The organism is Neobacillus sp. C211, from assembly GCF_051842875.1.
Taxonomy (GTDB): domain Bacteria; phylum Bacillota; class Bacilli; order Bacillales; family Cytobacillaceae; genus Neobacillus.
In genome coordinates this window covers 70,603-95,750 of the sequence record NZ_JBPXRO010000014.1, presented here as the reverse complement: position 1 = coordinate 95,750, position 25,148 = coordinate 70,603, and the positions used below count along the sequence as shown (strand labels likewise).

Below are 25,148 nucleotides of genomic sequence, written 5' to 3'. Positions count from 1 at the left end.
ACTCCTTAAATAATTAACTTATACAATCATACCATAATTGATAATTTTTATCTGTTCAATAAGATTTTATGTTGAAGCTCCAGGAGAGAAGTATGGTAAAATATTAGACTCACATCGAAAGTCAGCATCGATACGTGGGAGTGAACAAACCCGAAGACGGAGGGAGATAAATCAGTTTTATTAAGGATATGTTAAAATCGAAAATAATCTTTATAAAGAATTAGGTGTACATTTTTAGTAGAGGGAAGTGGAGTCGATAATGAAACAATACAATACGCGAGCTATTATGGCGTCGCTGCTTATCTGCGGTTTCGTTGGCATGTTCAGCGAGACGGCGCTCAACATAGCGATTAGTAATTTAATGGATGTGTTCCAAATTTCAGCTGCAACCGCACAGTGGTTGACAACAGGGTTCTTACTTACACTCGGCATTCTGATGCCGATGACTGGGTTACTGCTACAATGGTTTACGACAAGGCAATTGTTTATTGGTTCTCTTACGAGCTTGATTGTTGGCACTTTAATTGCGGCGCTCGCATTCAATTTCGAAATCCTTATGGTCGCTCGTGTTTTACAGGCGGTCGGAATGGGCCTGTTGATTCCGCTCATGTTCAATACGATCCTCGTCGTGTATCCACCTGAGAAACGTGGGGCAGCGATGGGGTTTGTCGGACTTGTCATCATGTTCGCACCGGCGACCGGCCCGACTGTAGCTGGTCTCCTAATTGAATACTTATCATGGCATTATATATTTTGGGTATCACTGCCATTTTTGGTGATAGGGCTTTTGGTAGGGTTGAAGTATTTGGAAAACGTCACAGAGGTGACGAAACCTCGCATTGATCTATTATCAGTTGCATTATCAACGCTCGGCTTCGGTGGCGTCGTCTTCGGCTTCAGCAAGGCAGGAGAAGGCACCGAAGGTTGGACCAGCCCGGTCGTGGTCACTTCAATTATCATCGGGCTAGTCGCACTCGTGTTGTTCACGCGGCGGCAGACAGTTATGCGCGAACCTATGATGGACTTGCGCGTCTTCAAGTACCCGATGTACAACGTGGGGCTGCTTTTGGTACTGTCATCGATGATGATTATCTTGTCTAGCATGATTATTCTGCCAATGTTTCTTCAGAATGGTATGAGCCTGTCACCGTTTGCCGCTGGACTTATGCTGTTGCCGGGCAGCGCGTTGAACGGTATCCTATCGCCGCGCATGGGGAGTTTGTTCGATAAATATGGGCCAAAGTGGCTGGTTATTCCAGGTCTCATCGTCGTCGCGATATCGATATGGTTTCTTTCCGACATATCGTCTGCATCTTCGATTGCTTTTATCGTCTCGTTGCATATCGGATTAATGGTCGGTATCTCAATGGTTTGGATGCCGGCGCAGACTAACGGGCTGAACGAGCTGCCACCGGAGCTTTACCCACATGGTACGGCAGTCATGAACACGCTTCAGCAGGTCGCAGGAGCAATTGGAACAGCGATTGCCATTATCATCCTTACAAGCGGTATGGATAAGTATTTGCACAACTCCCCAACGCCAACGAAACAGTCTGAGATGGCTAACGCGATGACGTTCGGCTCACAGAACGTGTTCTTGTTCACGTTGACCGTTACGCTAATCGGTCTTGCTATGGCGTTCTTCATCCGCCGCGTTGTCGTCAAACATGCGTCGATGAATTCGATCCATTAATGTTCGAAAAGGGAGCCTAGGGGCTCCCTTTTCAGTTAACGGGGACTTTCACTAATTACAGTTTTACTAGAAAGGTCCGTTGTTGTTTCTTTGTTTTCTACCTTAAGAACTTAAGGTTTTCTTAAGGTTATCCAAATAAAATGGGAACCAGTTAAGGTTAATGTTGAATTTGGAGGTATTTATTATATGAAAAAGAATTATACAAAAATTATACTGGATTTGATGATGGCTATTACGTTTGTGCTGCTAATGAATCCAAGAGTATTAAACGGTTTACCGTTTCATGAAATCGCTGGTCTGATAATAGGAGTAGCTATTCTTATACACATTGGATTGAACTATCGCTGGGTCGTAAATACAACCAAAAAGATATTGGACCCCAAACTCCCTAAAAAAACTCGATTTAGTTATCTGATCAATATACTGCTATTAATTTCAATGGCTACTGTCATTATAACTGGTATATTAATTTCGAGAGTAGTTCTTCCAAGTTTCGCAGTTCAAGAGGGTCACTCGATTCGAGGTATCCACGGTTTCTCTGCTGATGCAACACTTGCTTTCGTTGGTCTTCACATTGGGGTACATTGGCAATGGGTATTGGGTATTTGCAAAAAGGCGTTTAAGTCGAAAGAAGGAAAATTTAGGAAGGGTGTTCTTGTATCAGTGATACTATCAATGGCCATTTTGGCCGGTGGAATTCAATGGTTTATCTCAACAGCTTCTTCAAATTCTGGTGAATTTAAGCAGGAACAAATGCAACAAAGTGGGCAGTCAACTAATACGAACATAGGTGATACAACGAAAACACCTCAAGGATCGCCTGGCGGAGATTTTCGTGAAGGGAAATTTCATGGTAAGGATGGACATGGAGAGAGCAGCAACCCGTTTCTCGTTGTTCTTAATTATTTTGTGATTTGGGCAGCAATCATAATTCCTACTTATTATCTGGAAAAGAGAATCTTAAGGAATAAGCGGAGATCAAGAGATTTTAAACCACAAGTATAATTTGCGTCTGACTGGAACGCCTAAAAACATTCATAAAAGATAGAGAGAAAATGTCTGAAAAAGGACTGTATTAAAAGCCAGTAGACGACTGCGGTATTGTACCGGAGTCGTTTTATTTAGGTTGTAGTTTTTTAAACCTTTCCTTCCAGCCTTTAACCATCTCTAATACACTCCGATTTACTCTGCTGTGTTAAAGAATATTATCGAGATTTGCTATTTTAATTGGAGCGGAATCAACAGGCAGTTTAACATTGCCTATTTAATAAGGAATTGGCAGAGTGGTATTAAAAAGTATCTTTAATTTGAGATACTTTACTTGACGACATTCGACATTAAGATATATTTTGGTTACATAAAGTTACCTAGATTAATAAAGATAACCTTAATAATTCACAAATAATAAAATGATTAGGAAGTGAAGACTATAATCGAAGTAACTGTAAAACTTAATTTTAAGGGAAGGAATTACCAAACGAATATCATTGCAAGAAAGGACACTCCTGAAACACAAATCTTGCAGATGGCATGGGAACAAGTTGTAAAACAATGGACAAATTAATAGTGGAGAAATCCCAACTTTAGTTGAAGGGAGATAAAGCCTTGAATGAAAAGAAAGAAGTAGGAGAAAAAGCTGTAGAATATGTGAAAGACGGCATGGTGGTTGGACTCGGTACAGGTTCTACTGTATTTTATACCATCACTAAGCTCGGTCAGTTAGTCCAGCAGGGACTTTCCATTAAAGGAGTTCCGACTTCGGAACATACGAAACAATTAGCGTTAGAACTTGGTATTCCACTTGTTTCGTTAGATGAGATTGAGCAAATTGATGTCGCAATTGATGGAGCAGATCAGGTAGATCCTGAGTTAAATCTCATTAAAGGCGGCGGCGGTGCTCTTTTAAGAGAGAAAATCATCGCTACAGCAGCTGAAACTTTCATTGTCGTTGCCGACTCTGATAAAAATGTAGATACATTAGGAACTTTTCCATTACCAATAGAAGTGGTCCCATTTGGATTCGAAATGACAGTAAAACATATCAGGGAACTTGGAGGCAGTCCGAAGCTGAGACAAAAGGATGGGACCCCTTATCTAACAGATAACGGTAATTTTATTATAGACAGCAGTTTTCAAGAAATTACCCATCCAAGAGAGTTAGAGAAAAACCTGAACCTCATACCAGGTGTAGTTGATAACGGATTATTTGTAGGAATGGCAGATATTGTTATTACTATTAAAGATAAAAAGCTTGCAACGAAAGTCCGAAGCTAGAAAATGGGAGAAATCAGAATACGAACTTGGGGGATTAATAATGGAATCAAAGACCATATTGCAAATGTCCAAATAACTGCGAGTGAAACCATTGGGGTTGAGTGCTGTTAACGGGGATTCTACCTTCTTTGCTCATTGGAAAGAAGTTGAATTGTCATGGGAATGGGTACAGCCAATTCTTTGATCTTAAGCCGCCAAAACTTACCGGTCTTTAAGGAGACAAAAGCTAATGTGGAGAATCTTTCTAGGGGAGCATATGTACTAGAAGAAACAAATTCAACACCAGACGTCATTTAAATTGCTACTGGTTCTGAAGTATCGTTGGCAGTTAACGCAAAAACCGAACTCGAAAAAGAAAATATATCGGTGCGTGTTGTGGCTATGCCAAGCTGGGAATTGTTTAGTCAGCAATCAAAGGAATATAAAGAAGAGGTACTGCCATCTTCAAATTCAAAACGAGTAGCCATAGAAATGGGCATTTCGCTTGGTTGGGAGAGGTTTGTGGGCTATGAAGGGAAAACCCTTTCCATAGAGACATTTGGTGCCTCAGGTGATGGAGAAGCAGTCATGAAGCAGTTCGGATATACGGCTGAAAATGTTGTACGTATGGCGAAAAGTGTCTTACAACATTCTTAGGTAGATCAGTAAAGAAACAGATTAAAATTATTATACAACATTGGAGGAGAACATAATGAAGGTAGGACTTATTGGTTTAGGAAAAATGGGATTAAACTTAGGGCAAAATTTATTGGATCACCAGCATGAAGTGGTTGCATTTGATGTTAATCCAAGTGCAGTAGAAAGTATGAAGGAATTTGGAGCAACTGGTGTATCCAGTTATAAAGAACTCATTCAGTCCTTGGAACATCCAAGAATTGTCTGGATTATGGTCCCTCATGCAGTGGTTGATTCAGTTATTGGTGAGATCTTACCCTATTTGGAAAAAGGTGATATTGTCGTTGAAGCAGGTAATTCTCACTATAAAGAATCGATTCAACGCTACAACGAATTAAAGGAAATAGGCGTGAGATTTATGGATGCGGGTACTTCAGGCGGTATGGAAGGTGCTCGAAATGGAGCTTGTTATATGATTGGCGGTGATCCAGAAGCCTGGGAAGTGGTTGAACCCCTTTTTAAGGATACAGCAGTGGAAAATGGCTTCTTATATGCTGGCAAGGCTGGAAGCGGGCACTTCTTAAAAATGGTTCATAATGGAATCGAGTATGCCATGATGGCAGCCATTGGCGAAGGTTTTGAAGTGCTTGAGAAAAGCGAATTTGATTTTGATTACGAAAAGGTCGCACGTGTTTGGAATAATGGATCCGTTATTCGTTCATGGCTGATGGAATTAACAGAAAATGCATTTTCAAAATATCCAAATTTGGAAGAAATTAAAGGAATTATGCATTCTTCAGGTAAAGGAAAATGGACTGTAGAGGCAGCCTTAGACCTCAAAACAGCAACACCAGTCATTGCCATGTCATTATTAATGCGTTATCGCTCTCTAGAAGATGATACCTTTACAGGAAAAGTTGTAGCAGCACTAAGAAATGAATTTGGCGGACATACTGTCGAAAAAAATTAAAATATTATTTAATAAAAATTGGAGGAATACATTATGAAATTTTTTATCGATACGGCAAACCTAAATGAAATCAAAAAGGCCTATAAAATTGGGGTGTTATCTGGTGTCACGACCAACCCATCCTTAGTGGCTAAAGAAGGCGTGAAATTCGAAGATCGTATCGCAGAAATCTTAAATGCTGTTTCAGAAGTGGAGTCAGTTTCTGCCGAAGTAACACCTAATGCTTTAACTGCTGACCAAATGATTGCAGAAGCAGATGAGCTTATTAAAATTAACGGCGGAGATAAGAATATTACCATCAAAGTTCCAATGACACTTGATGGACTAGAGACTTGTCGGTATTTAACTAAAAAAGGTGTTAAAACCAATGTTACCTTAATTTTTAGTGTGAACCAGGCATTGTTGGCGGCACGTGCAGGAGCTACTTATGTTTCACCATTCTTAGGACGTTTAGATGACATTAATGAAGATGGTGTAGAACTGGTAGCGAAAATTGCCCAGATGTTCCGTGTTCAAAATCTAGATTCACAAATAATTGCAGCATCTGTTCGTCATCCTGATCATGTAACCCGCGTAGCGTTGGCTGGAGCTCATATAGCTACCATTCCATTTAAGGTCATTGAGCAATTATCTAAACATCCTTTAACAGACCAAGGAATTGAAAAATTTGCTGCTGACTGGAAAACTGTCTAAAAATTGCTGAAAACTAAAAGGGCGTTTTCTCTTATCCTGGCTGGGTAAGGAAATAACGCCCTTACACATTAATTTAATGAAAGAAAGAGGAGAACAATAATGGCTATAACTTTTGATTATTCTAATGCATTATCTTTCATGCAGCATCGGATAAGTATAATAATCCGAACTTGGCAGAAAACAAAAGTTATCAGTATGCTGCACAGGGTACGGTTCTAGCTCATGTGGATGGAGGAGTTCCAAACTTATCCGTGGAGTTGGATCAATTAAATGAATATACCTTCGGTGAAATGGTGTATTTCTTTGAGAAAGCATGTGGAATCAGCGGCTTGCTAATGGGAGTAAATCCCTTTGACCAGTCAGGTGTAGAGGCATATAAGAAGAACATGTTTGCACTCCTAGGAAAACCAGGATATGAAGCAGAAAAAGAAGAATTACAAAATCGCATATCAAAATAGTAGTAAATGGAAGCACTATTGTATTAGAATAACGGGTTCTATTATCGATTACAAAAATAAAATAAAAGGTTATTGACAAAAAAGTTTACAAGTATTATTATTATCTCATATTCAAGATAATTTAATACGAGATAATATAATTCGAGACTTTTTTAGGGAGGTGAAAATAATGGAGAGGAAATGCAATAATCTGCCCTTTCTAATATTAATGCAAACATCTAAAGCAATTCATGATCGAATAAAGGAAGAAAGGGCAATGAACAAGCTTGGTATTATGGAATTATCATTTTAGACTTTTATTTTTTTTAATAAATTATCTCGAATTCGAGATAAATAACATTTAGGAGGATTTTAAGATGATAAACATTGGTTTATTAATCATTCGTTTGGTAATTGGTTTACTATTTGTGGGTCACGGTGCTCAAAAATTGTTTGGCTGGTTTGGTGGCTATGGATTGAAAGGAACCGGTGGCTGGTTTGAATCCATTGGCATGAAACCAGGAGTGACCATGGCTATTTTCGCAGGGTTAGCAGAACTTATTGGGGGACTTTTGTTTGCTTTAGGACTATTAACACCACTTGCAGGAATAATAATTGCAGGAACTATGTTAATGGCTATCGTAAAAGTGCATGCTCCAAATGGATTATGGGCAACAGCTAATGGTTATGAATACAACTTAACTTTGCTTTCAGTTGCTATTGGTATAGCTCTGATTGGTCCCGGTCAATATGCTTTAGATTCATTTTTATTCTAAAATATCTGGTCTTTTATGACACTTTTTACTATTACAGGCGATCTTTCCTTTCGAACAAAAGAATTAAATTAATATTGTGACAGGAGTGATTAGTAGATGGAACTCTTAGGACTACATCATGTATCAATTTTAACAGGGAAAGCGGAAAAAAATTATGAATTTTATACAAAAATTTTAGGAATGAGATTGGTAAAGAAAACTGTTAACCAAGATAATACAGAATCCTATCATCTTTTCTATGCTGACGCGGAAGGAACTCCAGGAACGGAAGTGACGTTCTTTGACATTCCTCATCTTGGGCAAACATATAGGGGAACTTCAGATATTTCTACTGTATCACTAAGGGTTAGAAGTTCAGATTCATTGTTATTTTGGAAAGAACGTTTTAAACAATTTGGGATTGAACATGATGATATTCAAAAAAGAGCAAGTCGTGATACATTGGCTTTCAGAGATTTCGAGGGGACTCGCATAATACTGGTAGCCGATAACGGTGAAAAAGGTGTGAGAGCTGGAATTCCTTGGAAAAGGGATGACATTTTACTGGAACATGCCATTATTGGTTTAGGACCTGTAACTCTCACAGTCGCAATTGCAGAACCAACTATCGGTGTTTTAACAGAAGTTATGGGTTTTCGCTTTGTCGGTTCCTATCCGTCACTTGAAGGGGATTATCCTGATATATCGGTTTATGCAACTGGCAAAGGCGGCGGAGGTGCGGAGGTTCATATTGAAACAAGACCCGAATTGCCAAGAGTCCGCTTAGGTCGTGGAGGTGTTCACCATGTTGCCTTCCGTGTTCCAAATGAGGAAGAATATGATCAATGGGCCAAGCGTTTGAAAGAATACAGGTTACCTAATTCAGGGAAAGTGGAACGGTATTACTTCAAGGCATTATATTTCAGGGAACCCAATGGTATATTATTTGAATTATCAACGGATACACCAGGATTTGCGACAGATGAACCAATGGAAACAATGGGGGAAAAACTATCACTTCCATCATTTTTGGAACCAAATCGAAAAGAGATCGAAGAAAAATTACGACCATTAATCTTAAATTAAATCTTGGAGGAATATATAATGAACCATCTAAAAGGAATACACCATGTAACAGCTATTACAAGCAGTGCAGAAAAGAACTATGAATTTTTCACATATGTTTTAGGGATGCGTTTAGTTAAGAAAACGGTAAATCAAGATGATATTCAAACCTATCATTTATTCTTTGCAGATGATAAAGGCAGCGCAGGCACAGACATGACTTTCTTTGATTTCCCCGGCATTCCTAAAGGCGTTCATGGTACAAACGAGATTTCAAAGACATCGTTCCGTGTACCGAGTGATGAAGCATTAGACTATTGGGTAAAACGTTTTGATCGTTTAGATGTGAAACATACTGGAATCAACGAGCAATTTGGCAAGAAAACCCTCTCTTTCATTGATTTTGATGATCAGCAATATCAATTGATTTCAGATGAATTCAATAAAGGGGTGGAATCTGGAACACCATGGGAAAAAGGTCCCGTTCCACTGGAATATGCCATTACTGGTTTAGGACCTGTTTTTATCCGTACTGCGAAATTTGATTACTTTAAAGAAATGATGGAAAAAATCCTATTATTTAAAGAGACAGATAAAGAAGGGTCATTCCATTTATTTGAAGTGGGGGAAGGCGGGAATGGTGCCTCGGTCATTGTAGAATATAATGCCATTCTTCCTGAAGCCCATCAAGGTTTTGGGACGGTTCATCATGCGGCATTCCGTGTAGAGGATCGCGCTGTTTTAGAAGAATGGATTGAACGGATGAGTAGCTTTGGATTCCATACATCCGGTTATGTAAATCGTCACTTTTTTGAGTCATTATACGCAAGAGTGGCACCGCAAATTTTATTTGAGTTCGCTACAGATGGTCCTGGTTTTATGGGAGATGAACCTTACGAAACGCTTGGGGAAAAATTATCTTTACCTCCATTCTTAGAATCTAAACGAGCAGAAATAGAAAAATTAGTTCGCCCAATTGATACAGTGAGAAGTACAAAGGAATTCATAAAAGAATAAAAGGAAAATTAATAAACCAAACAGCTATTTACCAAGAAAAGTGGAAAAAATATGCTAAGTAACTTCGACATGAAGAAAGACGATGTTTTCTTATATTTTTTTAATTAGGCCCGACTAAATAGGCTGTTGTTTGATTATCACGTTACTTCAGATTATCCACAACAGGGTGACTTTTAAAGGAGAGAAATAGAAGTGAATAGCAAAATCATGAAAATACAAAAATTAGGATTTCCATGGGAGACAGAAGACCCGTTCCTTATGACAGTACATCATAAAGATGCGTATCCATCAGGGAATGACCAGCAGGGTCCAAACGTTTCATTGGAAGGCAGAAATCTTGGAGAGGATTTTACGTTGCGTGATGGTTTTAGAATGTATCATGGCACAACGGTTCCGGGATTTCCTGTACATCCCCACAGAGGTTTTGAAACGGTAACAGTCGTTCTTGAAGGTTTTGTTGATCATTTTGATTCATATGGGTCCGTAGGACGATTTGGAAATGGGGATGTTCAATGGATGACAGCAGGAAAGGGCTGCCAGCATACTGAAATGTTTCCTCTCGTCCATCAGGACAAAGGCAATCCACTTGAATTTTTTCAGATATGGCTGAATCTACCTGCAAAAGATAAATTCGCTGATCCTGAATATAAAATGTTATGGGCTGAGGATATACCGGAAGTACAATCGGCGGCTGCTAGTGGACAGACTACGACCGTAAGACTGATTGCCGGGAGTGTGATGGGCAAGTCTAGTTTAGAATCAAACTCTGCTTCTTGGGCAAACGATAAAAATCATCATGTAGGGATCTACCTTATTCATATGGAGCCGGAAGCAGTCTTCACCCTGCCGTCAGTTTCAGCGACAATGACGAGAAATATATACTATTATCAGGGAGATAAACTAAATATAGACGAAACAGCGATTGAAACTTACCATCGTGTAAAGCTTGCTGGTGATCAGGAAATCACGATTACAAATGGATCATCTGAGAGTTATATGCTGCTCCTAGAGGGTGAGCCGATACAAGAACCTGTCGTATCCCATGGACCGTTTGTGATGAATACTGAGCAGGAAATTCGCGATGCATTCAGGGAATATCAAAATACACAATTTGGAGGCTGGCCGTGGGACCGTCCAGATCCTGTAAATAAGCGTGAGTCAGGAAGATTCGCACGCCATGCGGATGGAAGAGTTGAAAATAGGTAACCACTATTCATTAAATATAAGGTTAGTAGGAAAATAGGCTATTTTGCCTTTTTAATGAGAGATAAGTTAGAATAGAAGCCAAAGATTGTAAAATATTGTACTTAAACTAAAGGGTACTTTCGTATTATAAGGTTAACCAGTTTATTATACTGGTTGACCTTTTTTTAATAGACTCTATTATATCAGTAGCTAGGGTAGGACTTACAGGTGCGAGGGGCATTGATCCCGTCAACTAAACTGTCCGCCCCCTACTCGTAGAAACATGTTTGAGCCTGGTTGGAACGTAGTATCGAATAACAAGCGAAGCTATGATACTTCAAGATGGAATAGGGGTTACTGGTAAGTAAATTAAGAAAGGAAGAGATAAATAATGAATCCAGTAGTGTTGGTCCTTTTTATACAGTAAGAACTATTTCAATTAAAAAAGGAGAAAAGCCAGTTAAACGGGGCTTTTCTCCTTTTTATTATAAAACTAAGCTATATTTTCCATTCTAATCATGAATTTTATATCCTCATTACTAACGTTTAATAATCTTTCTAGCACAGCCAGTTTAGCGTTTGCTTCCTTGACTTCAAATACATTAACAACATTCTCTCTCTTTAGGGTACCTATCATTTCTGAGAGAACTTGTTTAAAAGTTTGTGAATCAACCAATAAATAATGAATTAATTCTATTACTGCTTCTTTTTCTTGTTTGTTTTTGATGGCAAAAAGGCTTTGAACATCAGCCTCTATTACAAAAAGAGATTGTAAATCTTCTGAAATTTTTATATTAACGTAACTTTTTTTATTTCCATAATACTCATTATCCCTAATTCGAATTAAATCAAGTCCTACCATAAATTCATAAAAAGGAGTGTTCTTATCAAGAGTACGAAACTCGTTAATTTCAATGTTTGATTTTTCTTCTATAAAGATTTCTTTTTCAAATCTAGTTTGAATTACTTTTGATTCTAACATATTCATTTTCCTTACCTCGCTTCTAATATTAATGTATATAAAAAGTAACATGTATACTTTAAGTAACTTAAATATATTATAGTAAATTTAGGCGAATAAATCAATCAAAGTTGCATGAAAATTTTCAGTAAATGTCCATCTATAATTATTAAACAACAAACTATTACTATTAGCCAAAAAATATTTGGAGGAATTTCTGCATGGAGAGTAATTGTGATTTTTCACCATTGAAGCAAAATCCGACTCAATGATGAATCTATTAAGTTGAATGAATATAAAAAGTCTGATGGGATAATCATTCCATCAGACTTTTTTATATGGGTCAAACTATTTAGCTTTTGCAATTAATTGTAATATAATTTTCCCTTTTTTATTCTTTTGAGGATTTTTCGGCATGAGCAGGTTTTCCTATCGCTTTACCTTGATTGTAGGAAAGACCAAACCCATACCTATATGCGTTACCAGATTTATTCACATAAGCATATGCAGGATCTTCTTCTGGTGCAAAACTAGGAACATCTCCGACTTCGTTGTCAACTGCTGTCATACTAGCAGGAAGCGCGAATGGAAGTTTTCCAATAGGATTAAATTCACCGCGAATAACATCAACAATAGCCTCAGCTTTTGTACCAAAAGTACCGATTAATGCTGCTGCATTTGGTTCAATTTCATCAAGTACCCATGGATTGGTCATATTTACAGCAGTGATAGTCGGAACCGTTTTTTGAATATCGATAATTCTATCGACATTATTGATTCCTGTTTCAGGGCCTACAGTGATTCTTGGATTATTATCCCAGTTTGACTGAACTGGTTTAACATAAACATAAGCATGTGTAGCCTCTTCAAGATTATTCGTAATTGTAATAGAAGGATCGTGCTTTTTAATCGTCTCGATTAATCCCTTAGTGCTTGCTCCATCGGTTCCACCAGGGAACATCTCGACGTAAAGTTTTACGTCTTTAAGCTTTGCATCTTTTAAAGGCAATAGATTTTTATCATTACGTAAAAGAACAATTGACTTACGATGTGCTTTTTCTGCTAGTTGCTGTACTTCTGGATTATCTACCACATCAATAGCATTTTGTGGATCTACATATGGGTCTTCAAATAGGCCTAAATTCATCATTTCTGTTAGCAATAGAGTAACGGATTTGTTAACTTCATCCTCAGTAAGAATGCCTTGTTCAACGGCTTTGGTTATAAGAGTCGGATCAGATGATCCAGAAATAATATCTGTCCCTGCATTTATTGCTTTCGCCACTTTTTCTACAGCTGTTAAAGCTTCGGCACCCCAAGCATTATTTCCAACAGCACCCGTATCGGAGTTAACATATCCTTTGAAACCAAGTCTGTCACGTAAGAAATCTGTTAAGATTGCTTTGTTTAATGCAAAGCCAACTTCTTCAAATTGCTGATCTTCACTGTACCATGGTAATCCTTGATCTGCACTATCATTGCTTGGATAGGCGTAATAAGGCATAATAGACGATACATCCGCTGCGATAGCTGACTCGAAAGGAGGAATGTGATACTTAAGCAGACTTCCTTCAGTCGGATATGGATTGAATTTACCTTCCACAAAATGAGGGTCCAAACCATTATCACGTGCTCCGCCACCAGGGAAATGCTTTACGGTTATTGCAACACTGTCTTTACCAAGTTTCTCACCCTGGAATCCTTTGATAACGTTATATATCATCTCTGAAGCAACTTTAGGATCCTCACCGAATGTATCTTCAATTCTTGCCCATAGTGGGTCTGTAGCGATATCTGCCGTATACCCATAGACTTTGCGAATTCCGGCAGCTCTCCATTCCTTCGCAGCGATTTCAGAGAATTCATTTACAGCTTCCGTGTCACCAGCTGCTGCAAAACCTAATGGTCCCGGCCAAAAAGAATGTTGTCCCTCACTCGCAGCAATATTAGTGTAATCTGTGGAGGCATGGTTCCGTGGGTTCGAAGTAACAACAACCGGGATCCCTAATCTTGATGCCTCACCAAGTTCTTGCAGTTGATTCGTATATTTTGCTATCACATCTACAGTTGGTGTTTGACGGAAGATAACGTAGCGCATGTTTTTGCCGACAATCATCGAATCATCAGCTTTTACATATCTGCCATCTGCTGGATTTGTAATTGGAGTGTGTGTGTTAATCAACATTAATCCTGCTTTTTCGGCAAGTGTCATCTTTGATACTAGATCGGCTACCCGCTTATCAACAGGTAATCTCCAGTCCTCGTATGTATCTAAGCCCTTGTCCCCATCCAAATCTCTAAACTGCTTGCCATCGACTTTAAGGACACCTTTCTTTGCTGCTTCGATTTCCGGTTGCCCAGTAGCCGGGTCAGCTTGTACACGATAAGTCACTGTGTCTGCCCCTGAGTTTCCAGGATTAGTCGCAGTTGGGTCTACATACCCTAAGTCTTCATTTCCATTTGCGTTTACCTGTGGAACCATGACTGGAGCCAACAGCGATAAAGAAAGAGCACTTGTCAAGACTGTTTTTCTTAGTTTTGAAGATTTTTTTCTGATTTTTGAAGATATTGAAGCCATTTTTTTCTTCCCCCTTTTCAATTAAAGTGCTGCAAAAAAACGCATAAGAGAACGCTTTCATATAGTAATTGTACAATTCTTAATATTCTAGCGAATAGGGGAATTTTTCAGGTTTATTTGTGTTTTTTTTATACTTTTATAAAAAATACGAGAAATCAACTCAAATTTAAAGTTATGAGTGTTTTATTGACAATAATACTAGATTAATATATTATTAATTCGAGATATATGATTTAAAAATAATAAAATCAAGGATAAAAAGGAGAATTATATATATGAATGTTTTAGTAGTTAAAGCAAACAATCGTCCAGCTTCAGAGGCTGTATCAAGTAAAATGTATGAAACTTTTATGGAGAACTTAGAAGGTGTGAATGTCACAACTTTCGATGTTTTCGCTGAAGATATGCCTTATTTTGGCCAAGATTTATTTAACGCTTTCGGCAAAGTTGAATCAGGCGAAGAAATGACAGACATAGAAAAACGTCTTCTTGCTGCAAAACAAAAAGCAATGGACGCTCTTACGGCTGCTGACTTAGTTGTATTTGCATTCCCATTATGGAACTTAACAATCCCAGCACCATTACAAACGTTCATTGATTATGTATATCAAGCTGGTTTCACTTTCAAGTACGATGAAAATGGTCAAGCTGTACAATTAATGACACACAAAAAAGCGATTATTCTAAGTGCACGCGGCGGCGTTTACTCAACACCGGAAGCAGCACCAATGGAAATGTCTGCTACTTATATTAAAAACGTGGTTGGCGGCGTATTCGGTATGGAAATCGTAGACGAAGTTATTATTGAAGGTCATGCTGCAATGCCAGCTCAAGCTGAAACGATTATTGCTGTAGGATTAGAGAAAGTAAAAGAAGCTGCAAAGAAGTTATCACCTGTAGCAGTATAATAGTGAAGTAAACAAAAAGAAAGGCGCTTGGATATCCCAGGCGCCTTTCTTTTTATTTTCACTCAAAGTGTCGATTAATACTTTGACATGTTTTGAGGAAGGCAGTAACTACCTTTTCCTCATTCCCATAAAGACGTGTAGATGGGAGCGGAATGGAGATTGCACCCCGATTTCCCAATCGATCTCTACTACAACAGCCCCTGCAGTACATATCCTTCAATATGCTCTAATCTTGAAAAAGCAAAGCCATCTTACGGACCGTTACTAACTCCTTTAACAGTTCATCCCGATTCGTAATGGTTTTATCCGTGTAATATTTATATACATATATTTATAGAAGGATGTGGCTGTTGCCACGGTGAAATTTAAAAATGGGGGGATAGGAACCATTGTTGGAACTACAGCAGCTTATCTAGGTCTGTCAGCCCGCTTGGAGATTATCGGAACAAATGGTACATCTGTGATTGAGAATGATCAATTAAAGAAGCATTATCTACGAAATCCAAATAATGAAACGGAAGCCATTAACTTAGCTGGTATTGAAAATCAAAATGGGGGGATCATGATCATGCATCTGTTGACCCTGCAGCACTTGATGGTGCCTCCCATCGTTTACAATTTATCGATATGATAAATGCCATACAGGAAGATAGAGAACCGCTTGTGAATGGTGAAGAAGGATTAAAACAATTAAAAATTATTTTAGCTATTTATGAATCTGCACGGACAGGACACCCTGTACAAATAGAAGGTCTCTAACAATCCGGGCACCATACTCAAACAACGATGGTGATTGTATTAAAATACGGTGAAATAGTAACAAGTTCATCGGCTATATGAAGGACATTTCTCTTGATTTTCTAAGGGGTTTTGTCCTTCATCAGCTATATGAAGGACATTTCTCTTGACTTTCTAAAGGGTTTTGTCCTTCATCGGCTATATGAAGGACATTTCTCCTGATTTCCTAAGGGGTTTTGTCCTTCATCAGCTTTATAATTGATATGATAACAAAAAAACACACTGCGATTTCTTATTTGAAATACAGTGTGTTTTGTCTTAAGAATTGTTTGTTTCTGCCTCTGAAGTATACTTGTTGATTATTTAGAGTGGTTAAGATATGAAGTACAGGTAGGCCAATATGTTTGGGTTAATAATAATTTTGAAAACCAATATATTGAGATGGCAATTAAACATTTTTATACTAAAAGTAATCACACTGTGATACAAGTGTATCGCAATGTGCATAATTGTATAATAGAAGAGTATTTACTTAAAATGAAAATATTGATAATGGCTCGAGTTTATGGAAATGAATCCTGAATCCCCACATATGAAAAGTTAAGTGAGATGAAAAAAGAAGGAGATTATTCTTATGAAATTTAACAAAGTTCGTTGGGGCATTATTGGATGTGGTGATGTAACGGAAGTGAAAAGTGGACCCGCTTTCCAAAGGATAGAAAATTCAGAGTTGGTTGCCGTTATGCGAAGAACCGGGGAACTTGCTAAAGACTATGCAAAACGACATAATGTACCGAAATGGTACGATGATGCCGACGCACTTATTAACGATCCAGATGTTGATGCTGTCTATATTGCGACACCACCGGTTTCACATAAAGAATATACAATTAAAGTTGCAAAGGCATGAAAACATTTGAATCCGGAATTCATGGCGTAGGAAATTGGTGTTTTTCTGCATATGATGATGTAGATGTGAATGAAATCGTTGGCAGTAAAGGGAAAATTACTTTTTCCACTTTTGGTAATGAGCCAATTGTTTTGACAACCGCAAGTGGAACAGAGCAATGGAACTTTGAAGCGCCGCAGCACGTCCATCCACCCCTTGTAAAAACTATTGTGGCTGACTTAACCGGAGGCAGTGACCAGTGCTCAAGCACTGGCGTGACCGGTGCGAGAACCAACTGGGTTATGGAGGAATTAGATAATTGACACAAAAAACCCTAATAATGGAAAAAGTCCGTTATTAGGGTTTTTTGTGTCTAATGAACTGAAGTTGCATTGTTTCTAAAAATTGGAGGCATTGTCATTAACACTTTCATTGAATAAGGATTAAAAATTCTGGGTTTACTACATATATACTTACCAAGGTTTTAAATAAAAAATGTGAGGTAATTAAAGTGAACTTGTTAGAATCCAAAGTTATCCAAACAAAGTTAGAAAAAGAAATATTTATTGATCAAAGTTCAAGCATTGAAATAAAGATATTTCAGTTTCTTGAAAAGGACTTACCCTACTATGAATTTATGGTTGGCTTAGAGTTTCTTCGTATAAGGGAAAATGAGTATTATGGAGCTGAAAAAAAGTACTTTGGTATACGTTTAACAGAAAATATGCAATCTTTAATCGTTTTTGAACCGGATAAACATAGTATTTTTTCCACAAAGAACGAACAAGAAAAACAAGCTGTTACAGAATTAATTATGTATGTATTAACTAAATCCTCTATTTTTAAAGAATTGGTATCGACCGAATTTAATAATCTTCAACATGAAAATATAGTTTGTAAAAAGGAAGAGAATGAAGTTGATGCAAAACAGGTACAGTTAGAAAAACTGCTAAATGTAAACATTGAAAATGTTAAATTTCATATTGAAATGAAAGCTTAAGTAATGGGGGGAAGTTTTGGGATTCCTGATTAGGAGAAGCTGCTCTTTAACCTATTTATGCTAACAAAGCTCCACATTGGAATGCAAAAATCTGCATTAACTTAGTTATACATCAAAAAAAAAATACCGTGCTTGCTGTAAAAGAGTAAAATTCAAACTTTATTTTGTGGGGGGAATAGAAATGCCCAAAATCACAGTTCTTGGATATGGAACTTTTGAAGTTGAAAAAGGGAGAAAGCTGGTACTAGCATTAGAAGACAACGGTGTAAATATCCTCCACCGATGTGGAGGAAAAGCAAAATGTACAACCTGTAGAGTAGAAATAATGAGTGGTGAATTTTGCGTCGAAACAACTACTGAAAAAAAAGCTTTTAATAAGAAGGGAATTATTGATGATAATTTACGACTATCTTGTCAAGTTCGAGTAGATGGAGATACAGAAATTATCCCAATTATGACGATGGAAAATTCAGGAATGGAACCAGGGCCAAGACCAGAAGAATGAAATGATTAATTGTAGATATGTTTGGTGAGTTACCTATGATAAATTCCATTCAGGAGATAGAGACCGCTTGTGAATAGGGACAAAAACCACTAAAAATCATATTAGCTATTTATCAATCCGTACGGACAGGTCTACCTGTAGAAATAGTGGATTTTTAACTAAGAATCGGAATGCCCTTATTGAATTGATTCTCATACACGTCGTGCAAAAGCTGAAGGTGCATCACTAGAAGAATTAGTAGAAGCGATCTTTGTAGTAGCAGCAGGTGGGGTTGTCACTCATAGTACTCATATACATAATGCGATGGATTCAGAAGCAGATGATTCACTTTATAGACGCTCATCAAATCTAAAAAGCTTAGTCAATTGAATAAATTTGCACCTGAAGGCTTTAAAGGTTATTTTACTTTTAGTAGAACAGCGATGAAGGACGGCAAGTTGAGTGGGAAGTTTAAAGAGATTATTGCTGTGGCAGTTGCTCATGCTACAAAATGCCCATATTGTATAGATGTCCATACGATAAATGCCATGAAGCTTGGATGTACAAATGAAGAGCTTGCAGAAGCTGTAATGGTTACTTCAGCATTACTTGCAGGAGGAGCTTATGCACATATCACGAATTTGATTCAAAGCTATGGTGAATAACGAAAAGGTATTAAAATGCAATGAAAGACCTCTCTGAAAATTAGAGAGGTCTTTTAATTTATAACCATTTATCTGCCCATTCCTCTAAAGCTTTAAGCGATCGTCCGAGTTCTGTTCCTTTTTTGGTTAAAGAATATTCGGTCCGTACCGGTCGGTCAGCAATAACATTTCTTAACACAATTCCATTTTCCTCGAGTTCTTTCATCCTTTCATTTAATACTCTTTTACTTAAGTCGGGAATGAAGGCATGAATTTCACTGAATCTTTTTGGCTCTTTCATTAATGTATGAATAATGAGACCCATCCATTTCTTCCCCATAATATGGTAGCACTCTTCAACTTTATTGCATAATTTATTTTCTGCATCCATCTATTAACACCTCATAATAGTATCTTGGTTATTATTAATAACTATATATTAATAATAACAAAATCAGTTGTTAAAATAAAGTATTTACTGGAACAAAATTACCAAAGAATAAAATCTGTTCTTTTTCGTTCACGAATTTGGACACTTATAAATTGACAGCTAAATTAAAAAAGTTATTACGGTTACATAAAGTTATCTAGTTATTAATTGAATAATCTGATGGAACTAGAATAGAAGAGAAGAGAAATATTTTTTTGAAAAAATCTCGAAATGCAATTGCTGGTGGAATCGGGGGCTTTGCGATTACAGCCATAGGGTATGATTCAGCTCGTGAAGTACAAACTGTGGGTACCCTGGAAGGGATTTATGGACTGGCTACGATCGTACCTGGTGCCATCTATCTATTGATTTTCTTAATATTAGTCTTTCTATATCCATTAACGAAGCAACGGATGAAACAGCTTACCATTGATTTAACAGAACAAAGAAAGAATAGAAGATAAGGATTGGTAGATATTAATTTCGTATATGTAAATTTTGAGAGTGGTAGTGGTCCAAAAGTGACCCATGCAGGACGCTTTTGTAATGTATTTTAAAAAGGGATTTCAAGATACAGCGACTTTTCATTTATCTTGACCCAGACTATGAAAATTAGAGATTATTTTACTATAGTACCACCGGAACAAACTATCAAGCAGCTCAGTGGGATGTTGATGCAGAGAAACAAGCAGATGCAGAGGACAGAGCTGGAGATCCATGAGATCGCCAGCTTTTTTTGTTAGGAGGAGGGACATTTATCGTATCGAAAGGTAGGTTCTTATGGCTAGAAAACAATAGAATGAAACAATTGAAGTGTCTGAACATCATTTTACATTATTACGTAAAATATAAATTTGACGTAATTAACTCGATTATGTAAAATATAGAAGTGAGGTGATTTTATGGTAAATCAGGATAAACTAATAAATTATAAAAAATTGCAAATCATACTTAACGAATTACCGTGGTATGTTGATGAATACATAAACCACAAACTCAGAAAACTTTCGACGGCTTCCTTATATAATTACTGCCATGATTATAAAATCTTCTTCAACTGGATGATCAACGAGCAATTAGTGTTTGGCAATGTCAAAGATATTCCTTTGGAACGTCTGGAGCAAATGACAGTTTTAGAGGTTGAAAGTTTTTTAAACTATCTCCATTATCAATTAAATAACAAAGAACTCACCGTAAATCGGAAATTATCTGCATTAAAATCACTATTTAATTACATGCAAAACATTGCTGAAACACCCGATTTAAAGTCATACATTAATCGAAATGTCATGGCCAAAATTGAATTTAATGAAGTAAAAGACAGCATGGAAACAAAAGCAAATAAAATGGAAGGTAAAATCCTTCTTGGCGATGAATATGAGAAGTTTCGCCTCTTTGTTGCTAATGATTATGGCGAAATGAACAAAGATAACAAAAAAATCTCTAACTTTTATCAATTAAATAAGGAGCGTGATACAGCGATTGTGTCATTAATCTTAGGATCCGGTCTTCGCCTTTCGGAGTTAGTTGGAATTGAATTAGACGATATCGATTTTAGTAAATATTGTGTACGAGTTATTCGAAAAGGTAATAAAGAACAATTTGTCTTCTTTAGTCAGGTTGCAATGGCTGACTTGAAAGAATATCTGTCGATTCGAACTGCTAAGTACCAGGTTGATAAAGCCAATAAGGCGTTGTTTATTTCTGCACCCATTGGACCAAAAGGAAAATCACGAAGATTAACGGGAAGATCTGTTGAAAAATTAATTGAAAAATATGCCACCGCATTTGGTAAACCATCATTATCCGTACATAAGCTGCGGCATTCGTTTGCGACCAGATACCATGCTGAAATCAATGATGTACCAAAATTAAGACGTCAATTAGGTCATTCATCAATCCAAACCACAATGATTTACACACATATTAAGAATGATGATCTTAAAATTGCTGTTGATAAAATGGATATGCCAAAAGAACAACTGGATTAATAATGACTGTCTGTAAAAAAGGCAGTTGATTTTTTTATTTTATCAGTTTACATAATATTATTATGTAATAAAAAAATGTAATAATCTCAATTACAAAGTATACTTAAGAAAATGAGACAGAATAAAATTTTTAATATTTTTCACTTTGCAAATTTAAAAATGCGTTCAGAAAGCTCATATGCTCTCCAAACGCATTTTTTTATCCTACATTTTTCATCGAATTGCTTCCAGTAAACTGACTATTATACAAATCTGCATAAAAGCCGCCTTTTTCAAGCAATTCGACGTGATTTCCTTTTTCAATCACACTGCCATTATTCATCACAAGGATTAAATCTGCATCACGAATCGTCGACAATCTGTGTGCTATAACAAAGCTTGTGCGCCCTTTCATTAAATGGTTCATCGCTTTTTGAATTTGTACCTCTGTCCGGGTATCTACACTACTTGTTGCTTCATCAAGTATTAGAATCGCTGGATTCGCGAGTATCGCTCTGGCAATGGTTAACAGCTGCTTTTGGCCCTGAGAAATATTGGATGCCTCCTCGTTCAATATCGTATCATAACCGTCTGGAAGAGTTCGGATAAAATGGTCCGCATTGGCTGCTCGCGCCGATGCCACCACTTCCTCTTTTGTTGCCCCTTCCCTTCCGTATGCAATATTATCAAAAATCGTACTGTTAAACAGCCAGGTATCCTGTAACACCATACCGAATAAACTCCTTAGGTGCTCCCTTTTTAAATCTCTCGTGTCAATGCCATCAATTAAAATTCGACCGGAATTAATCTCGTAGAAACGCATTAACAAATTAATAAGTGTTGTCTTCCCTGCCCCTGTTGGTCCGACGATCGCAACCGTCTGGCCAGATTTCACATCAATTTGCATATCTTCGATTAAGATTTTATTTTCCTCGTAGCCAAAAGTAACATGTTCAAATGTTACTTCACCCCTCGGAGTAGAAATCACTTTTTCAGCAACCGCTTCTGGGACCTCTTCAGTTTCATCTAATATTTCAAACACACGTTCGGCAGATGCGATAGTTGATTGAATCACGTTGGCAATCGATGCTGTTTGTGCGATTGGTTGAGAAAATTGCCGCGCATATTGGATAAAGGCCTGAATATCACCAATTTCAATCGCTTTTTTAGTGACTAGGATTCCACCAACGACGGATACAAGGACATAGCCAATATTATTGATAAAAGACATAAGCGGCATAATCATTCCAGAAACAAACTGTGCCTTCCAGGCTGATTGGTAGAGGGTTTCATTAATTCCTTCAAATTTGTCAATCGATTTCTGCTCATGGCCAAATACTTTGACTACCTTATGTCCTGTATACATTTCTTCTACATGACCATTTAGCTCGCCTAGTGATTTTTGCTGTCCTTTAAAATATTGTTGTGACTTTTTAGCGATTTTTGCAATCGCTACACCACTAATTGGCAGTGTCACAATCACGATCAATGTCATCAAAGGACTGATTGATAGCATCATGATGATTACTCCAATAATTGTAACTACTGAGGTAATCAACTGGGTTAAGCTTTGCTGTAAGGTTGTGCTGATATTATCGACATCATTGACTGCACGGCTGAGAATTTCCCCATGGGTACGTGAATCAAAGTATTTTAACGGCAGCCTGTTAAGCTTTTCTTCAACTTCTTTACGGAGATTATAAACTGTCTTTTGTGCGACGCCAGCCATGATATATTGTTGTAAATAGGCAAAAATCGCACTCAATATATAAAGAACTATTAGTAAAATAATAATTTGACCGATATACTCAAAATCTATTTTAGCCCCAGGAACCCCTCTGAGCTTCATCATTAAGCCTTCAAATAATTTTGTGGTTGCCTTCCCCATGATTTTAGGACTGACAATTGCAAAAATCGTACTGATAATGGCAGTAATTAATACGGAAAGAAGCTGTAATTTATAGGGCTTCAAATAGCTGATTAATCTGTTAAGTGTTCCTTTAAAATTCTTTGCTTTTTGGACAGGCATACCCATTCCCATCGGTCCAAATCCACCACCAGGGCCAAGTTTGCGCGCCCCAGATTCTTGATTTTTGGGTTCCTTACTCATGCGATTTCCTCCTCTGACAGCTGTGACATCACAATCTCACGATAAATCGCACTCGATTCCATCAATTCTTTATGTTTACCGATACCAGTAACCTCGCCATTATCTAGCACAATAATCTGATCGGCGTCGATAATTGTGCTTACTCGTTGTGCCACGATTAATACCGTTGAATTGCCAGTTTCCCCTTTTAGTGCAGCGCGCAGCTTGGCATCTGTTTTAAAGTCCAATGCGGAAAAGCTGTCATCAAATATATAAATCTCAGGCTTCCGAACGAGGGCTCTGGCGATGGATAACCGCTGTTTCTGCCCGCCAGAAACATTTGTTCCCCCTTGGGCAATTACCGCATCAAAACCTTCTGGCATGTTTGAAATGAATTCTTTCGCCTGGGCAATTTCGGCAGCATGTTCGACTTCTTCTGTTGATGCATTCTCTTTCCCATAACGAATGTTCTCTGTGATTGTGCCTGTAAATAGCACTGATTGCTGTGGGACAAACCCGATCTTTTCTCTAAGCTGTTCTTGGGTCATATCTCTTACATCCATTCCATCGACAAGAACTTTACCACTTTCAACATCATAAAAGCGCGGAATCAAGTTAATCAGTGTCGACTTTCCGGAGCCTGTTCCCCCAATAATAGCTGTTACTTCACCAGGTTTCATAGAAAAAGAAATATTTAAAATTGCAGGCATTTCTGCTCCAGGATAACTGAAGGTAACATCCTGAAATTCTACGTGCCCTTTTGTGCCTTCCCCTGATAACGACGAAGATGGATCCTTAATATCGGCTACCGTCTCAAGCACTTCGTTAATTCGGACAGCAGATACCGATGCCCTTGGTATCATCACAAACATCATGGATAGCATGATGAATGAGAACATAATTTGCATAGCATATTGGATAAATGCCATCATATCACCGACCTGCATATGCCCATTGCTAATCCGAAGCCCGCCAAACCAGACAATCGCTACAGTTGAGAGGTTAAGAACAATCATCATAATTGGCATCATTGCAGCCATGATTTTATTTACCTTAATAGATGTTTGTGTTAAATCCCAGTTGGCTTCATCAAAACGTTTCTTCTCATGCTCCACTCGATTAAATGAGCGAATAACACGAATACCAGTTAAGTTTTCTCGTAAAACGCGATTGAGATTATCCAATTTTACCTGCATTGCTTTAAATAGTGGAATTCCTTTTCTTGCGATTATGACGATCGCAAGTACGAGAATTGGCAAAGCGACAGCAAGAACTAACGTTAGCTTGGCATCCTTTGAATAGGCCATAATGATACCGCCAATACACATCATCGGTGCCATCGCCATCATTCGTAACATCATTACTAATACTTGCTGGATTTGAGTAATATCGTTGGTAGTTCTTGTAATCAATGAAGCAGTTCCAAGTTTATCAAACTCGTGCAGTGAAAAGTTTCCTACATGGGAGAAAATTTTGCTCCGCAATTGCTTTCCAAACCCTGATGCTGCTTTTGCTGAGTAGAAACTCGCAGCAATGGAACAAATCATCCCTCCTGCCGCGACGAGCAGCATGAAACCACCGATTTTCCAAATGTAGTTGGTATCACCAGTCACTACACCCTTGTCAACAATGTCAGCCATTAACGTTGGCAAATAAAGTTCTGACAATGACTGTAAAAGCACTAGGCCTAAAACCAAATAGATGGGTAATTGAAATGGTTTTAGAAATCTGGTTAATTTGATCAACATCTCTC

At 37.8% G+C, this 25,148-nt stretch carries 24 protein-coding genes and 3 pseudogenes; 22 read left to right on the top strand and 5 right to left on the bottom strand.

All coding sequences use genetic code 11. From position 1 onward, the window contains the following. The first annotated feature begins 259 nt into the window (after nt 1–259). From ACSU6B_RS14955 to ACSU6B_RS14895, 13 genes and pseudogenes are all read left to right on the top strand, one after another. Nucleotides 260–1,693, top strand: a complete 1,434-nt coding sequence (locus tag ACSU6B_RS14955) for an MDR family MFS transporter (RefSeq protein WP_215004333.1) — start codon at nt 260–262, stop codon at nt 1,691–1,693. Nucleotides 1,694–1,879: 186 nt separating this feature from the next. Next, nucleotides 1,880–2,698, top strand: coding sequence for a DUF4405 domain-containing protein (locus ACSU6B_RS14950; RefSeq protein ID WP_410886320.1), 819 nt, complete (start codon nt 1,880–1,882; stop codon nt 2,696–2,698). Nucleotides 2,699–3,113: 415 nt separating this feature from the next. Then, entirely contained in the window at nt 3,114–3,257 is a 144-nt protein-coding gene (locus ACSU6B_RS14945) for a BA3454 family stress response protein (RefSeq protein WP_410886318.1), read from the top strand. A 41-nt stretch (nt 3,258–3,298) separates the two neighbouring features. Next, on the top strand, nt 3,299–3,967 hold the full coding sequence (rpiA, locus tag ACSU6B_RS14940; protein WP_410886316.1) for a ribose-5-phosphate isomerase RpiA: 669 nt from the start codon (nt 3,299–3,301) through the stop codon (nt 3,965–3,967). Nucleotides 3,968–4,147: 180 nt separating this feature from the next. Beyond that, a pseudogene (locus ACSU6B_RS14935) lies at nt 4,148–4,603 on the top strand (transketolase-like TK C-terminal-containing protein); the annotation flags it as partial. Between the two features lie 55 nt (nt 4,604–4,658). After that, on the top strand, nt 4,659–5,552 hold the full coding sequence (gnd, locus tag ACSU6B_RS14930) for a phosphogluconate dehydrogenase (NAD(+)-dependent, decarboxylating) (protein WP_410886314.1): 894 nt from the start codon (nt 4,659–4,661) through the stop codon (nt 5,550–5,552). A gap of 33 nt (nt 5,553–5,585) precedes the next feature. Then, a complete protein-coding gene (gene fsa / locus ACSU6B_RS14925) occupies nt 5,586–6,245 on the top strand; it encodes a fructose-6-phosphate aldolase (RefSeq protein WP_410886312.1) in 660 nt (219 codons plus the stop codon). Between the two features lie 197 nt (nt 6,246–6,442). Then, nucleotides 6,443–6,703: pseudogene (locus ACSU6B_RS14920) on the top strand (glucose-6-phosphate isomerase); the annotation flags it as partial. 169 nt (nt 6,704–6,872) lie between these two features. Continuing rightward, a complete protein-coding gene (locus ACSU6B_RS14915) occupies nt 6,873–6,995 on the top strand; it encodes a hypothetical protein (RefSeq protein WP_410886310.1) in 123 nt (40 codons plus the stop codon). Between the two features lie 64 nt (nt 6,996–7,059). Next, nucleotides 7,060–7,458, top strand: a complete 399-nt coding sequence (locus tag ACSU6B_RS14910; RefSeq protein ID WP_410886308.1) for a DoxX family protein — start codon at nt 7,060–7,062, stop codon at nt 7,456–7,458. Between the two features lie 96 nt (nt 7,459–7,554). Continuing rightward, on the top strand, nt 7,555–8,523 hold the full coding sequence (locus tag ACSU6B_RS14905; protein WP_410886306.1) for a ring-cleaving dioxygenase: 969 nt from the start codon (nt 7,555–7,557) through the stop codon (nt 8,521–8,523). A gap of 18 nt (nt 8,524–8,541) precedes the next feature. Beyond that, nucleotides 8,542–9,519 carry a ring-cleaving dioxygenase gene (locus ACSU6B_RS14900; RefSeq protein ID WP_410886304.1) on the top strand — a complete coding sequence of 326 codons (978 nt, stop codon included), beginning with the start codon at nt 8,542–8,544 and terminating at the stop codon, nt 9,517–9,519. 192 nt (nt 9,520–9,711) lie between these two features. Then, the gene (locus ACSU6B_RS14895) at nt 9,712–10,725 is read left to right on the top strand and encodes a pirin family protein (RefSeq protein ID WP_410886302.1); all 1,014 of its coding nucleotides are present in this window, start codon (nt 9,712–9,714) and stop codon (nt 10,723–10,725) included. Between the two features lie 472 nt (nt 10,726–11,197). On the opposite strand, the gene ACSU6B_RS14890 is transcribed toward ACSU6B_RS14895, so the two are convergent. Further along, nucleotides 11,198–11,692, bottom strand: a complete 495-nt coding sequence (locus ACSU6B_RS14890; protein WP_215004307.1) for a hypothetical protein — start codon at nt 11,690–11,692, stop codon at nt 11,198–11,200. 364 nt (nt 11,693–12,056) lie between these two features. Further along, nucleotides 12,057–14,243: a glycoside hydrolase family 3 protein gene (locus ACSU6B_RS14885; protein WP_410886300.1), complete on the bottom strand. Its 2,187-nt coding sequence runs from the start codon at nt 14,241–14,243 to the stop codon at nt 12,057–12,059. A gap of 275 nt (nt 14,244–14,518) precedes the next feature. On the opposite strand from ACSU6B_RS14885, the gene ACSU6B_RS14880 reads away from it, so the two are divergent. The 7 genes and pseudogenes from ACSU6B_RS14880 to ACSU6B_RS14850 all read left to right on the top strand — a co-directional run bounded on the left by ACSU6B_RS14880 (nt 14,519) and on the right by ACSU6B_RS14850 (nt 18,927). Then, nucleotides 14,519–15,151: an FMN-dependent NADH-azoreductase gene (locus tag ACSU6B_RS14880; protein ID WP_410886298.1), complete on the top strand. Its 633-nt coding sequence runs from the start codon at nt 14,519–14,521 to the stop codon at nt 15,149–15,151. Between the two features lie 358 nt (nt 15,152–15,509). Beyond that, nucleotides 15,510–15,782: a hypothetical protein gene (locus ACSU6B_RS14875; RefSeq protein WP_439277180.1), complete on the top strand. Its 273-nt coding sequence runs from the start codon at nt 15,510–15,512 to the stop codon at nt 15,780–15,782. Next, a complete protein-coding gene (locus tag ACSU6B_RS14870; RefSeq protein ID WP_410886294.1) occupies nt 15,779–15,910 on the top strand; it encodes a Gfo/Idh/MocA family oxidoreductase in 132 nt (43 codons plus the stop codon). The genes ACSU6B_RS14875 and ACSU6B_RS14870 overlap by 4 nt, the downstream gene beginning before the upstream one ends. A 613-nt stretch (nt 15,911–16,523) precedes the next feature. Beyond that, a pseudogene (locus ACSU6B_RS14865) lies at nt 16,524–17,101 on the top strand (Gfo/Idh/MocA family protein). Between the two features lie 188 nt (nt 17,102–17,289). Further along, a complete protein-coding gene (locus ACSU6B_RS14860) occupies nt 17,290–17,778 on the top strand; it encodes a hypothetical protein (protein WP_410886292.1) in 489 nt (162 codons plus the stop codon). 181 nt (nt 17,779–17,959) lie between these two features. After that, nucleotides 17,960–18,283 carry a 2Fe-2S iron-sulfur cluster-binding protein gene (locus ACSU6B_RS14855; RefSeq protein WP_410886290.1) on the top strand — a complete coding sequence of 108 codons (324 nt, stop codon included), beginning with the start codon at nt 17,960–17,962 and terminating at the stop codon, nt 18,281–18,283. Nucleotides 18,284–18,648: 365 nt separating this feature from the next. Next, nucleotides 18,649–18,927, top strand: coding sequence for a carboxymuconolactone decarboxylase family protein (locus tag ACSU6B_RS14850; protein WP_410886288.1), 279 nt, complete (start codon nt 18,649–18,651; stop codon nt 18,925–18,927). A 58-nt stretch (nt 18,928–18,985) separates the two neighbouring features. Here the strand turns inward: ACSU6B_RS14850 and ACSU6B_RS14845 are convergent, their stop codons facing one another. Beyond that, nucleotides 18,986–19,297: a winged helix-turn-helix transcriptional regulator gene (locus ACSU6B_RS14845; protein WP_410886286.1), complete on the bottom strand. Its 312-nt coding sequence runs from the start codon at nt 19,295–19,297 to the stop codon at nt 18,986–18,988. A 254-nt stretch (nt 19,298–19,551) separates the two neighbouring features. On the opposite strand from ACSU6B_RS14845, the gene ACSU6B_RS14840 reads away from it, so the two are divergent. Together ACSU6B_RS14840 and xerS are read left to right on the top strand one after the other, a co-directional pair. Further along, the gene (locus ACSU6B_RS14840) at nt 19,552–19,800 is read left to right on the top strand and encodes a hypothetical protein (RefSeq protein ID WP_410886284.1); all 249 of its coding nucleotides are present in this window, start codon (nt 19,552–19,554) and stop codon (nt 19,798–19,800) included. 438 nt (nt 19,801–20,238) lie between these two features. Continuing rightward, nucleotides 20,239–21,327: a tyrosine recombinase XerS gene (gene xerS, locus ACSU6B_RS14835; RefSeq protein WP_410886282.1), complete on the top strand. Its 1,089-nt coding sequence runs from the start codon at nt 20,239–20,241 to the stop codon at nt 21,325–21,327. Between the two features lie 199 nt (nt 21,328–21,526). Here the strand turns inward: xerS and ACSU6B_RS14830 are convergent, their stop codons facing one another. Both ACSU6B_RS14830 and ACSU6B_RS14825 read right to left on the bottom strand, forming a co-directional pair. Next, the gene (locus ACSU6B_RS14830) at nt 21,527–23,416 is read right to left on the bottom strand and encodes an ABC transporter ATP-binding protein (RefSeq protein WP_410886280.1); all 1,890 of its coding nucleotides are present in this window, start codon (nt 23,414–23,416) and stop codon (nt 21,527–21,529) included. Continuing rightward, nucleotides 23,413–25,140, bottom strand: a complete 1,728-nt coding sequence (locus ACSU6B_RS14825) for an ABC transporter ATP-binding protein (RefSeq protein WP_410886428.1) — start codon at nt 25,138–25,140, stop codon at nt 23,413–23,415. Before ACSU6B_RS14825 ends, ACSU6B_RS14830 begins: the two co-directional genes overlap by 4 nt. Nucleotides 25,141–25,148 lie beyond the last annotated feature (8 nt).